Below are 12,243 nucleotides of genomic sequence, written 5' to 3' on the forward strand. Positions count from 1 at the left end.
GCTGGGACACTGGGCGGGTGAGCGACGGACAACCGCCTGCGGGAGAGCGCAGCCTCGTCATCCTCGGCTCGACCGGCTCGATCGGCACGCAGGCGCTGGACGTCGTGCGGGCGGACCCGCGGCAGCGGTTCCGGGTCGTGGGCCTGGCGGCGGGCGGCGGACGGGTGGAGCTGCTGGCCGCGCAGGCGCTCGAGCACCGTGTCGAGGTGGTCGCGCTGTCGAGGGCGACGGCGGCGCAGGACCTGCAGCTCGCGCTCTACGCGGAGGCGCAGCGCCGCGGCTGGAGCGCCGGGGACTACGCGCTGCCGAAGATCCTGACCGGCCCCGACGCCGCGGCGGAGGTGGCCGCGTGGCCGTGCGACGTCGTGCTCAACGGCATGACGGGCTCGGTCGGCCTCGGCCCCACCCTCGCCGCCCTGCGTGCCGGCCGCACGCTGGCGCTGGCCAACAAGGAGTCGCTGGTCGCGGGCGGGCCGCTCGTGCGGGCGGCGGCGCGGCCGGGGCAGATCGTGCCGGTGGACTCCGAGCACTCTGCGCTCGCGCAGTGCTTGCGCGGCGGCGGCCCGCAGGAGGTACGCCGCCTGGTCCTGACCGCGAGCGGCGGGCCGTTCCGGGGCCGGCGCCGGGACGAGCTGGCCGGGATCACGCCCGAGCAGGCGCTCGCCCACCCCACGTGGGACATGGGGCCGGTGGTGACGATCAACTCGGCGACGCTCATGAACAAGGGCCTGGAGGTCATCGAGGCGCACGAGCTGTTCGGCGTGCCCTACGAGCGCATCGACGTGGTCGTGCACCCGCAGTCGGTCGTGCACTCGATGGTCGAGTTCTTCGACGGCTCGACGCTCGCGCAGGCCAGCCCGCCGGACATGCGGCTGCCGATCGCGCTGGCGCTGGGCTGGCCGGACCGGGTCGAGGGCGCGGCGGCGGGGTGCGACTGGACCGCGGCGCGCAGCTGGGAGTTCCTCCCGCTGGACGAGGAGGCGTTCCCGGCGGTCGCGCTGGCCAAGGCGGCCGGGACGGCCGGCGGGACGGCCCCGGCCGTGCTCAACGCGGCCAACGAGGAGTGCGTCGCGGCGTTCCTCGCCGGGCGGCTGCCGTTCGCCGGCATCGTCGACACGGTCGCGGCCGTGCTCTCCGAACATCGACAGGGCGAGCACGAGCCCCTCGGGAACGCGCTGACCGAGGCCGATGTTGTCTCTGCGGAGTCGTGGGCGAGGGCCCGTGCGCGCGAGCTGCTGGGTGCGGCCGTGGAAGACGGAGGCTGACGGTTGTTCTGGCTGGGGTTCCTGCTGTTCGCGCTCGGCATCCTGTTCTCGGTGTGCCTGCACGAGGCCGGGCACATGCTGACCGCGAAGGCCTACGGCATGAAGGTCACGCAGTACTTCGCCGGCTTCGGCCCGAAGATCTGGTCCTTCCGGCGCGGTGAGACCGAGTACGGCGTCAAGGCCATCCCGGCGGGCGGATACGTCAAGATCGTCGGGATGACGCCGCTGGAGCCGGTGGCTCCGGAGGACGACGCGCGCGCTTTCTGGCGCGCCCCGCTGCGCAGGCGGACCGTCGTGCTCGCGGCCGGCTCGCTGACCCACTTCGGCCTGGCGATCGTGGTCGCCTACATCGCCGCGCTCACCACGGGCCTGCCCAACATGGCGTGGCAGGACTTCGACCCCGCGAAGGCCGCGCCGGTCGTCGAGGTCACCGACTGCGTGATCCCGGTGCCGAACCGCGGCGAGTGCGCGCCGGGGGACCCGGCGGGCGCCGCCAAGGCGGCCGGCCTGCAGGACGGTGACCGCATCCTCGCCGTCGGCAGCACGCCCGTCGCGTCGTACGGCGACCTCGTCAAGGTGCTGCAGGCCGCGCCCGCGGGCGCCACCGAGGTCCGCTACGAGCGGGCCGGCGCCGAGCAGACCGCGACCGTGGGGCTGGTGCCGGTGCAGCGCTACGCGCCCGACGCCACCGACGACAACCCGACGACCCGGCAGGTGTCGGCCATCGGCGTGAGCGTCGTGGAGCCCGCCAGGACGCTGCACTACGGCGCGCTCGGGGCCGTCGCCGGCACCGCGTCGTTCGGCAAGGAGCTCTTCACCGGGACGTTCGAGGCGATCGGCCGGTTCCCGTCCCGCATCGACGACCTCGTGACCGCGATCGGAGGTGGCGAGCGGTCGGCGGAGACCCCGGTGAGCGTGCTCGGCGCGAGCCGGATCGGCGGAGAGGCGTTCGAGCTCGGCGAGCCGATCGTCTTCCTCACGATCTTCATCTCGCTCAACGTCTTCATCGGCGTCTTCAACCTGTTCCCGCTGCTGCCCCTCGACGGCGGCCACATCGCCATAGCCTGGTACGAGCGGGCCCGAGCGATCGTCGCCCGCCGACGCGGCCGCCCCGACCCGGGCCGCGTGGACTACGAGAAGCTGCTGCCGTTGACGTACGCCGTCATGCTGGTGTTCGTCTCGGTGTCGCTGCTCGCCCTGACCGCCGACATCGTGAACCCGATCCGCCTCAGCTAGGGAGCATCCCGTCGTGACCGCCGTCCCCCTCAGCGCCCCGTCCAACGGCAAGCCGTCCCCTGGGGGAGCACCCGTCGCGCTCGGCCTGCCCGCCCTGCCGCCCAAGCCGCTCGCGGTGCGCCGCAAGTCGCGCAAGCTCCAGGTCGGCAAGGTCGCGGTCGGAGGCGACGCACCGGTCTCGGTGCAGTCGATGACGACCACGCTCACCTCCGACATCGGCGCGACGCTGCAGCAGATCGCCGAGCTCACCGCCAGCGGGTGCGAGATCGTCCGCGTCGCCGTCCCCAGCCAGGACGACGCCGACGCGCTGCCGGTCATCGCCCGCAAGTCCAACATCCCGGTGATCGCGGACATCCACTTCCAGCCGAAGTACGTCTTCGCCGCGATCGACGCCGGCTGCGCCGCGGTCCGGGTCAACCCGGGCAACATCAAGGCGTTCGACGACAAGGTGGGGGAGATCGCCAAGGCGGCGGGCGACGCCGGCATCCCGATCCGCATCGGGGTCAACGCCGGGTCGCTCGACAAGCGCCTGCTCGCGAAGTACGGCAAGGCGACCCCCGAGGCGCTGGTCGAGTCGGCGCTGTGGGAGTGCTCGCTCTTCGAGGAGCACGGCTTCCGCGACATCAAGATCTCGGTCAAGCACAACGACCCGGTCGTGATGATCAACGCCTACCGGCTGCTCGCCCAGCAGTGCGACTACCCGCTGCACCTCGGCGTGACCGAGGCCGGGCCCGCGTTCCAGGGCACCATCAAGTCGGCCGTCGCGTTCGGGGCGCTGCTCGCCGAGGGCATCGGCGACACGATCCGGGTCTCGCTGTCCGCCCCGCCGGCCGAGGAGGTCAAGGTCGGCATCTCGATCCTGGAGTCCCTCGGCCTGCGCCAGCGCGGCTTCGAGATCGTCTCCTGCCCCTCCTGCGGCCGCGCCCAGGTCGACGTCTACACCCTCGCCGAGCAGGTCACCGAAGCGCTTGAGGGCATCGACGTCCCCATGCGCGTCGCGGTCATGGGCTGCGTCGTCAACGGCCCCGGCGAGGCGCGCGAGGCCGACCTGGGCGTGGCGTCCGGCAACGGCAAGGGCCAGATCTTCGTCAAGGGCGAGGTCATCCGGACGGTTCCGGAGGCCGACATCGTGGACACTCTCATCACCGAGGCCAACCGGCTCGCGGAGCAGATGCGCTCGGCGGGGGTACCCTCCGGCGAGCCGTCGGTGAGCTGGGCCTAGCCCCGGACGGGCAGACGAGCCACCGCGACCGGCAGACGGCTCGACATCGGAGCGGGCCCGGCGACGGGCCCGGGCGGGAGGAGGGGGACGTGCTGCGGACCACCTCCCTGCGCGTCCTGGGGCCGCGCGACGTCGAGGCGGCCCTCGCGCTCGTCGACCGCGACCCGGTGGCCAACGTCTTCGTCGGCGCCCGGGTGCACGCGGCCGGGCTCGACACCTGGCGGCTGGGGGCCGAGGTGTGGGGCCACGTCGTCGACGGCGAGCTCGACGCGCTCTGCTACGCCGGGGCCAACCTGGTGCCCGTGGAGGCCGGTCCGGAGGCGGTGCGGGCGTTCGCCGAGCGCGCCAAGCGGCTCGGCCGGCGCTGCTCCTCGATCGTCGGCCCGCGCGAGGCGGTCGAGCCACTGTGGGCGCTGCTCGAGCCCGACTGGGGGCCGGCCCGGGACGTACGCCGCGACCAGCCGCTGCTGTCGATCTCCACGCCGCCGCTGGTCGACCCCGACCCGGACGTCCGGCTCGTGCGGCCGACCGAGCTCGACGTGCTGCTCCCGGCCTGCATCGACATGTTCACCGAGGAGGTCGGCGTCTCCCCGCTGGCCGGCGACGGGGGAGCGCTCTACCGCGCCCGCGTGGCCGAGCTGATCGCGGCCGGCCGGGCGATGGCGCGCATCGAGGACCGGCGGGTCGTCTTCAAGGCCGAGGTGGGCGCCGCGGTGCCCGGCGCCTGCCAGGTGCAGGGGGTTTGGGTCGACCCGGAGCTACGCGGGCGCGGGCACTCGGTCGCGGGCATGGCGGCGGTCGTCGAGCTCGCGCTCGCCGACATCGCGCCGGTGGTCTCGCTCTACGTCAACGACTACAACACTCCCGCCCGCCGGGCCTACGAGCGCGTCGGCTTCCGGCAGGTCGGCACGTTCATGTCCGTCCTGTTCTGAGCCCAAGCCTGCTTCGAGCGCGGATGCGGGCGCGGGGCTGCGCCCTGACCCGTCGCGGGCTTCCGTCGGCGCCTGCCGTTCGACGACCGGGTCCGTGCGGCCCCGGCCCCTAGGGCCGCACGGTCCCCCCTCCTCAGCTGAGGGGCACTCAGACCGGGAACTCCCGCGGCGTGTGCTGCACGCTCACCCAGTGGTCGGTCGTGAACTCCTCGATCGCCCACTCGCCGCCGAACCGGCCCAGCCCGGAGTTCTTCTCCCCGCCGAACGCGACGTGGTTCTCATCGTTCATCGGCTGGTCGTTGACGTGCGTCATTCCGGCCTCCATCCGCAGCGCGAAGCGCACCCCGCGGTCGGTGTCGCGGGTGAAGACCGCGCTGGACAGGCCGTACTCGGTGTCGTTCGCGAGCGCCAGCGCGTGCTCCTCCCCGTCCGCCCGAATGACGGTCGCGACCGGGCCGAAGACCTCCTCGCGGGCGGTCGTGACGTCGTTGGTCCCGAGCAGGACGTGCGGCGGCAGTACCAGGCCGGTCGGGCCGAACGGCTCGCCGCCGAGGACCTGCTCGGCTCCGTCGGCGCGGGCCCGGGCGACCTTGTCCTGGACCGACTCCAGCTGCTTGGCGTTGATGATCGGCCCGACGACCGTCGCCGGGTCGGCGGGGTCGCCCGCCACCAGGCTCTTCACCTTGTCCACGAAGCGGCTGACGAACTCGTCGTGCACCGAGGCGTCGACGATCACCCGGTTGGTGATCATGCAGACCTGGCCCTGGTGGAAGAACTTGCCGAAGACCGCCCCCGCCACGGCGTAGTCCAGGTCCGCGTCGTCGAGCACGACGAGCGGGCCGTTGCCCCCGAGCTCGAGCGAGAGCTTCTTGACCCCCGCCTTCGCCGCGATGCCCTGCCCGACCGGGGTCGAGCCGGTGAAGGACACGACGCGCGGCACCGGGTGCTGCACGATCGCGTCGCCGATGTCGCTGCCCGAGCCGATGACCACGCTGAGGAGCCCGGCCGGCAGCCCGGCCTCCTCGTACACCTTCGCCAGCAGCAGCCCACCCGTGACCGGCGTGTCACCGGCCGGCTTGAGCACGACGGCGTTGCCCAGCGCGAGCGCCGGGGCGACCGAGCGGTTGGACAGGTGCAGCGGGACGTTCCACGGGCTGATCACCGCGACGACGCCGACGGGCTGCCGGTAGACGCGGTTCTCCTTGCCGGGGGTGTCCGAGGGCAGGATGCGCCCTTCCATCCGGTACGGGTAGGACGCCGCCTCCAGGAAGTCGCGGTGCGTGATCGAGAACTCGAACTCCGCGACCAGCCGGGTGCTGCCGGCCTCCTTCACCGTCCAGTCGGTGACCTCGTCCTTGCGTGCGGCGAAGACGTCCGCCGCGCGGCGCATGACCGCGGCCCGCTCGGCCGGCGGGCGCGCCGCCCACTCCTTCTGCGCCTCGCGGGCAGCCGCGTACGCCTCGTCCAGGTCGTCCTCGCCGGCGAGCGGGATCTCGGTCAGGAGGTCGCCGGTGTAGGGGTTGACGTCCTTCGCGCTCTTGCCCGACCTCCCCCCGCGCCAGGTGCCCGCGATGGGCATCGCGTCGAAGCCGTCGTACGCCGCCGGTGTGCTGGTGTCCGTCATGCCCTCCGGAGTGCCCACGACGGTTGCGCTCGCAACCCGCCTGTGGAAACCGCGTACGGCGACCGCCCCCCGGCGCCGTATCCTCGCCGTGCCCGTCCCACCTCGCCGAGGAGCCCGCCCATGCCGCTGCGGATGTCGACGCTGTTCCTGCGCACCCTGCGCGAGGACCCCGCCGACGCCGAGGTCGCGAGCCACAAGCTCCTCGTGCGCGCCGGCTACATCCGCCGCGCCGCGCCGGGCATCTACAGCTGGCTCCCGCTCGGCCTCAAGGTGCTGCGCAACGTCGAGCGCGTCGTGCGCGAGGAGATGGACCGCGCCGGCTTCCAGGAGGTCCACTTCCCGGCCCTGCTGCCGCGCGAGGCCTACGAGGCGACCGGGCGCTGGACCGAGTACGGCGACCTGCTCTTCCGGCTGCAGGACCGCAAGGGCGCCGACTACCTGCTCGGGCCGACGCACGAAGAGATGTTCACTCTTCTGGTCAAGGACCTCTACTCGTCCTACAAGGACCTGCCGCTCTCGATCTACCAGATCCAGACCAAGTACCGCGACGAGGCGCGTCCGCGGGCCGGCATCCTGCGCGGCCGCGAGTTCGTCATGAAGGACTCCTACTCCTTCGACGTGACCGACGACGGGCTCCGCGAGTCCTACGCCAAGCACCGCGCGGCCTACATCGCGACCTTCGACCGGCTGGGCCTGGACTACGTCATCGTGTCCGCGGTCTCCGGTGCGATGGGCGGCTCGGCCTCGGAGGAGTTCCTCGCCCCGTGCGAGGCGGGGGAGGACACCTTCGTGCGCAGCACGGAGAGCGACTACGCCGCCAACAGCGAGGCCGTCGTCACGCCGGCGCCGGCCCCGCAGGGCTGGGACGCGCTCCCGGCCGCGCAGGTCGTCGACACGCCCGACACCCCGACCATCCAGAGCCTGGTCGACCTGCTCAACGCGCGGGACGACCTCAGGCGGACGGACGGCCGGGACTGGCAGGCGTCGGACACGCTGAAGAACGTCGTCGTCCAGCTCGTCCACCCGGACGGCACCCACGAGCCGCTCGTCGTCGGCGTACCGGGGGACCGGGAGGTCGACGCCAAGCGCCTCGAGGCGTCGGTCTCGCCGGCAGAGGTAGCAGCGTTCGCCGAAGAGGACTTTGCGAAGCATCCTTCGCTCGTGCGGGGCTACATCGGGCCGCAGGCGCTGGGGGAGAAGAGCGCCTCTGGCATCCGCTACCTCGTCGACCCGCGGGTCGCCGACGGCACGTCCTGGGTGACGGGCGCGAACGAGCAGGGCAAGCACGTCGTCGGCCTCGTCGCCGGGCGGGACTTCACGGCGGACGGCACCATCGAGGCCGCCGAGGTACGCGAGGGCGACCCCTCGCCCGACGGCCACGGGGTCCTCACCATCGCGCGCGGCATCGAGATCGGCCACATCTTCCAGCTGGGGCGCAAGTACGCCGACGCCCTCGGGCTGAAGGTGCTGGACGAGAACGGCAAGCAGGTCACGGTCACGATGGGGTCCTACGGCATCGGCGTCTCCCGCGCCGTCGCCGCGATCGCCGAGCAGACCTACGACGAGCAGGGCCTCTGCTGGCCGCGCGAGATCGCCCCCGCCGACGTCCACGTCGTCGCCACCGGCAAGGACGACACCGTCTTCGCCGAGGCCGAGCGCATCACGGCCGCCGCCGAGCAGTTCGGGCTGCGCGTCATGCTCGACGACCGGCGCGGCGTCTCGCCCGGGGTGAAGTTCAAGGACGCCGAGCTGATCGGCGTCCCGACGATCCTCGTGGTCGGCAAGGGGCTCGCGACCGGGGTGGTCGAGCTGCGCGACCGGCGCACCGGCGAGCGCTCCGAGGTGCCGGTCGCCGAAGCGGTCGAGCGGCTCCGCGAGGCCTGCTCCCTCGGCACCGTCGGCACCACGGCCAGCTGAGGCGTGCCCGAGCTCCACATCGTCCTCGCGCTCTGCACGGCGGCGCTGCTCGCCGGCTGGGTGGACGCGGTCACCGGCGGCGGCGGGCTGATCCAGCTGCCCGCCCTGCTGGTGCTCCTGCCGGGCGCCGCGCCCGCGCAGGTCCTCGCGACCAACAAGCTGTCCAGCGTGGCCGGGACGTCGGTCGCGGCCTGGACGTACTACAAGCGGGTCCGGCCGGACATGCGCACGGCGCTGCCGATGGCCGCGGCCGCGGTCGCGGGGTCGGCCGGGGGAGCGGCGCTGGCGTCGCTGATCCCGCAGTCGGCGTTCAGGCCGCTCGTGCTGGTCCTGCTGCTGCTGGTCGGGGCCTACACGCTGCGCCGGCCCGCGCTGGGCGAGTCGCAGGCGCTGCGCTGGTCCGGCCACGCGCACTACGCCGCCGCTGTGGGCGCCGCTCTCGGGATCGGGTTCTACGACGGCATCTTCGGCCCGGGCACGGGCAGCTTCCTCGTCTTCGCCCTCGTGGCCTTGCTGGGCTACTCGTTCCTGCAGGCGTCCGCGAAGGCGCGCATCGTCAACCTCGCGACCAACGTCGGCGCGCTTGCGGTCTTCATCCCGCAGGGCGCGCCGATGTACCGCCTCGGCCTGGCGATGGCCGCCTGCAACATCGTCGGCGGCCGGCTCGGCGCGAAGACCGCGCTGCGGCGGGGCAGCGGCTTCGTGCGCGTCGTCTTCCTCACCGTCGTGGCCGCCCTCGTCGTCCGGCTGACCTACGACGTGGTCACCGGCTAGGAGCGCTCCGGAAGCCCCGGGAAGGGCACGGCCGACCGGCGCCACAGCGCGCCGCGGACGGCCGTCTCCTGCAGGGCCCGCGCGGCCGTGACGCGCAGCGCCTCGCCCTCGGCGGCGGCGACCAGGTCGGCGTACGCGGCGGCCAGCCGCTCCTCGACGAGCACCGCCAGCCGCACCGCCTGCGCCGCCGTCGTCACCGGCCCGGGCAGGTCGTACGCCGGCGCCGCCGCGGCCGGCGAGGCGGCCGCCCGCTCCAGCGTCCGCTCGAGCGCGTCCCGGCGTGCGCGGTGCGCGGCGAGAGCAGCGAGGGCCTCCGGCGCGCGGTCGGCGGGCAGCTGGGCGCCGACCACGCCGTACGCCCAGACCGCCGCGTGCTCGCCGGCAAGCGCCGCCTGCAGCGCGTCCGTCTCGCTCACGCATCCCTCCGGCGCAGCAGCGCGGCGTGCGCGGCCTCGGAGGCGCCGATGGAGGCGAGCAGCCGGCGTACGGGCGCGGACGCGGTGACCAGGCCGTCGACGCGGGCGTCGGCCGCGGCGGACTCCTCCTGCGCGAGCAGCCGCAGGACCGCGGCGGGGGTGGCGGGCAGCGCGGGGGCCGTCGGAGCCCCGGGCGCCGGGGTCGGCGCAGCACTCGAGGCCGCGGCCGGGGCCGCGGGAGAGGTAGCGGTCGGGGCTGTGAGCGACGGCGTCGGGGAGGAGCCGGCGGACAGCGCCTCCAGGTGCCCCGCGTGCTCGGCCCGGAACGGCTCGAGGCGGTCGGCGAGCGCGGGCTGCTGAGCGATCGCCGCGTCGTACAGCGCGAGCAGTCGGTCCTCCGCGGCCCGTGCGCGGAGCAACGGCTCCGCGTCCGGGTCCGGAGGTGCTGGCGGCGCCGGGCCGTCCTCCCCGGTGCAGCCGCCCAGCGCCCCCGCACCGCCGAGAGCCACGAGCGTCCCGCCTCCGACGAGCACGGTGCGTCGGCGCAGCGGAGCGGGGGTCACCCGGCTCAGCCTGCCATCGGGGGCCACTACGCTGTGCGGGTGGGGCAGTGGCGCCCGGCGCGGTGCCGTGCCGTCCCGCCGAGCAGCGCCGCTCGTGCCAGCCAGCCACCAGACCAGCTACCCACGGACACCACCGCCCACGGTGGACAAGAGAAGAGGGAGGACCTGAGCCCATGGCGAGAGCCGCCTCCCGAGAGAGCCTCCTCGAGCTGCTCGCCCCGGTCGTCACGGACGCCGGGTGCGACCTCGAGGACGTCGTCGTGACCCCTGCCGGGCGCCGCCGCCTCGTGCGGGTCGTGGTCGACCGCGACGAGGGCCTGCCGCTCGACGTCGTCGCCGACGTCTCGACCGCCGTCTCCGCCGCGCTGGACGCGGCCGACGCGCTGGGCGAGACGCCCTACGTCCTCGAGGTCACCAGCCCCGGGGTCTCCCGTCCGCTCACCGAGCCGCGCCACTGGCGGCGGGCTGCCGGCCGGCTGGTGGAGGTGCCGCTCGTCGAGGGCGGGGCGCCCCTGCTCGGCCGCGTCGTCTCCGCCGACGAGGAGGCCGTGGTCCTCAGCGTCGGCGGGGACGGCGCCGGGGACGAGCGCCGCCTGGCCTACGCCGAGCTCGGGCCGGGCCGCGTCCAGGTCGAGTTCTCGCGCAAGGGCGAGGACGCCGAGCTGCAGGAGATCGAGGGCGCCGACGACGAGGACGCCGACGAGGCCGACGACGTCGACAACCCGGACGACACGGACGACGCGGACGACACCGACGACCCGGACGACACCGACGACACCGACAAGACCGACGAGGAGGCGTAGTGGACATCGACATGGCAGCCCTGCGCGGGCTCGTGCGCGAGAAGGAGGTGTCGTTCGACCTGCTGGTGCACGCCATCGAGCAGGCCCTGCTCGTGGCCTACCAGCGCACCGAGGGGCACGCCCCCCGGGCGCGCGTGGAGCTCGACCGCAACACCGGGCACGTCACCGTCTGGGCCCGCGAGGAGGCGCCGGAGGGGGCCGACCCGGCTTCCGGCCGCGAGTTCGACGACACGCCGACGGGGTTCGGCCGGATCGCCGCGACCACGGCCAAGCAGGTCATCCTGCAGCGGCTGCGCGAGGCCGAGGACGAGCAGACGCTCGGCGAGTTCTCCGGCAAGGAGGGCGACATCGTCTCGGGCGTCATCCAGCAGGGGCGCAACCCGAGCGACGTGCTAGTCGACCTGGGCAAGATCGAGGCGCTGCTGCCGCCGCACGAGCAGGTGCCGGGGGAGCGCTACGAGCACGGGTCGCGCATCCGCTGCTACGTCGTGGCGGTCCGGAAGGGCCCGAAGGGCCCGCAGATCGCGCTCAGCCGCACGCACCCCGGCCTGGTGAAGAAGCTGTTCGCCCTCGAGGCGCCGGAGGTCGCCGACGGCAGCGTGGAGATCGTCGCGGTGGCGCGCGAGGCCGGCCATCGCACCAAGATCGCGGTCCGGGCGACCCGCTCGGGGCTCAACGCGAAGGGCGCCTGCATCGGCCCGATGGGCTCGCGGGTGCGCGCGGTCATGTCCGAGCTGCACGGGGAGAAGATCGACATCGTGGACTGGGAGGAGGACCCGGCGCGCTTCGTGGCGAGCGCGCTCTCCCCGGCCCGGGTGTCCTCGGTCAAGGTCGTCGACCCCGAGGCGCGCGCGGCGCGGGTCGTCGTCCCCGACTACCAGCTCTCGCTCGCCATCGGCAAGGAGGGCCAGAACGCCCGCCTCGCCGCCCGGCTGACTGGGTGGCGCATCGACATCCGCAGCGACGCCGCGCCGGACCAGCCGGCCGAACAGCTGCGGGCCCGGCCCGGCGCGCCCGCGTCCGGCCGGCCGGCCGGCTCCTGACGGCTGGCCGCCTTGGCGCCCGGCCCGCGTCGGCGAGGAGTAGACTGGCCTGTGGCTGGTCGTACGACTCCCCAACGCACCTGTCTCGGGTGCCGCAGGCGTGCGCCCAAGTCGGAGCTGATCCGCGTCGTGGAGGCCGGGGGCGCATGCGTCCCCGATGTCCGCGGGCGGCTACCGGGAAGGGGCGCCTACGTGCACCCCGACCAGGAGTGCCTCGATGCCGCCGAGCGCCGGCGGGCGTTCCCCAGGGCCTTGCGGTCCCAGGGGCCGCTCGACTGCTCGGAGGTACGGGCAGCGGTCGACGCCCTGGGCCGTCAAGCCCGGGAAGCATCGTCGGCCGTGCGCAGTTCAACGCAGGAAGAGCCCCGTCAGGAAGCAGGTCGAGAAGCGATGAGCGCTCGATGAGCACCCAGCGATGACCATGTACGTGGACTAGCGGCCCACCCCT

Annotated in this window: 12 protein-coding genes; 9 read left to right on the forward strand and 3 right to left on the reverse strand. The window is 74.0% G+C overall.

Annotated features, from left to right (window positions below; translation table 11 throughout):
• The first annotated feature begins 17 nt into the window (after positions 1–17).
• From dxr to G9H71_RS07205, 4 genes are all read left to right on the forward strand, one after another.
• Entirely contained in the window at positions 18–1,265 is a 1,248-nt protein-coding gene (gene dxr, locus G9H71_RS07190; protein ID WP_166280134.1) for a 1-deoxy-D-xylulose-5-phosphate reductoisomerase, read from the forward strand.
• Between the two features lie 3 nt (positions 1,266–1,268).
• Positions 1,269–2,501 carry a M50 family metallopeptidase gene (locus G9H71_RS07195; RefSeq protein ID WP_166280137.1) on the forward strand — a complete coding sequence of 411 codons (1,233 nt, stop codon included), beginning with the start codon at positions 1,269–1,271 and terminating at the stop codon, positions 2,499–2,501.
• A gap of 13 nt (positions 2,502–2,514) precedes the next feature.
• On the forward strand, positions 2,515–3,723 hold the full coding sequence (ispG, locus tag G9H71_RS07200; RefSeq protein WP_331272807.1) for a flavodoxin-dependent (E)-4-hydroxy-3-methylbut-2-enyl-diphosphate synthase: 1,209 nt from the start codon (positions 2,515–2,517) through the stop codon (positions 3,721–3,723).
• Between the two features lie 92 nt (positions 3,724–3,815).
• Complete coding sequence (locus G9H71_RS07205; protein WP_196791831.1) at positions 3,816–4,655, forward strand: GNAT family N-acetyltransferase; 840 nt, start codon at positions 3,816–3,818, stop codon at positions 4,653–4,655.
• Positions 4,656–4,803: 148 nt separating this feature from the next.
• Here the strand turns inward: G9H71_RS07205 and G9H71_RS07210 are convergent, their stop codons facing one another.
• A complete protein-coding gene (locus G9H71_RS07210; RefSeq protein WP_166280143.1) occupies positions 4,804–6,279 on the reverse strand; it encodes an aldehyde dehydrogenase family protein in 1,476 nt (491 codons plus the stop codon).
• 120 nt (positions 6,280–6,399) lie between these two features.
• Between G9H71_RS07210 and G9H71_RS07215 the strand changes: the two genes are divergently transcribed.
• Together G9H71_RS07215 and G9H71_RS07220 are read left to right on the forward strand one after the other, a co-directional pair.
• On the forward strand, positions 6,400–8,196 hold the full coding sequence (locus G9H71_RS07215) for a proline--tRNA ligase (protein ID WP_166280146.1): 1,797 nt from the start codon (positions 6,400–6,402) through the stop codon (positions 8,194–8,196).
• A 3-nt stretch (positions 8,197–8,199) separates the two neighbouring features.
• Positions 8,200–8,970, forward strand: a complete 771-nt coding sequence (locus G9H71_RS07220; protein ID WP_166280148.1) for a sulfite exporter TauE/SafE family protein — start codon at positions 8,200–8,202, stop codon at positions 8,968–8,970.
• Here G9H71_RS07220 and G9H71_RS24950 read toward each other — a convergent pair.
• Positions 8,967–9,386 (reverse strand): ferritin-like domain-containing protein, encoded by a 420-nt coding sequence (locus tag G9H71_RS24950; RefSeq protein WP_166280151.1) that lies wholly within the window; start codon positions 9,384–9,386, stop codon positions 8,967–8,969. The two genes, G9H71_RS07220 and G9H71_RS24950, sit on opposite strands and share 4 nt — an antisense overlap.
• On the reverse strand, positions 9,383–9,949 hold the full coding sequence (locus tag G9H71_RS24955; RefSeq protein WP_166280154.1) for a hypothetical protein: 567 nt from the start codon (positions 9,947–9,949) through the stop codon (positions 9,383–9,385). The genes G9H71_RS24950 and G9H71_RS24955 overlap by 4 nt, the downstream gene beginning before the upstream one ends.
• A gap of 173 nt (positions 9,950–10,122) precedes the next feature.
• On the opposite strand from G9H71_RS24955, the gene rimP reads away from it, so the two are divergent.
• The 3 genes from rimP (at position 10,123) to G9H71_RS07245 (ending at position 12,200) form a co-directional block, all read left to right on the forward strand.
• Entirely contained in the window at positions 10,123–10,752 is a 630-nt protein-coding gene (gene rimP, locus G9H71_RS07235; RefSeq protein WP_166280157.1) for a ribosome maturation factor RimP, read from the forward strand.
• On the forward strand, positions 10,752–11,795 hold the full coding sequence (nusA, locus tag G9H71_RS07240) for a transcription termination factor NusA (protein WP_166280160.1): 1,044 nt from the start codon (positions 10,752–10,754) through the stop codon (positions 11,793–11,795). Before rimP ends, nusA begins: the two co-directional genes overlap by 1 nt.
• A gap of 129 nt (positions 11,796–11,924) precedes the next feature.
• Entirely contained in the window at positions 11,925–12,200 is a 276-nt protein-coding gene (locus tag G9H71_RS07245; RefSeq protein ID WP_407939676.1) for a YlxR family protein, read from the forward strand.
• Positions 12,201–12,243: the final 43 nt, after the last annotated feature.

Origin of the sequence: Motilibacter deserti, from assembly GCF_011250635.1 — a bacterium.
GTDB lineage: Bacteria > Actinomycetota > Actinomycetes > Motilibacterales > Motilibacteraceae > Motilibacter_A > Motilibacter_A deserti.

Coding starts and splice junctions, on each gene's coding strand:
- G9H71_RS07210 (WP_166280143.1), bottom strand. CDS start 6,279: ATGACGGACACCAGCACACCGGCGGCGTACGACGGCTTCGACGCGATG.
- G9H71_RS07215 (WP_166280146.1), top strand. CDS start 6,400: ATGCCGCTGCGGATGTCGACGCTGTTCCTGCGCACCCTGCGCGAGGAC.
- rimP (WP_166280157.1), top strand. CDS start 10,123: ATGGCGAGAGCCGCCTCCCGAGAGAGCCTCCTCGAGCTGCTCGCCCCG.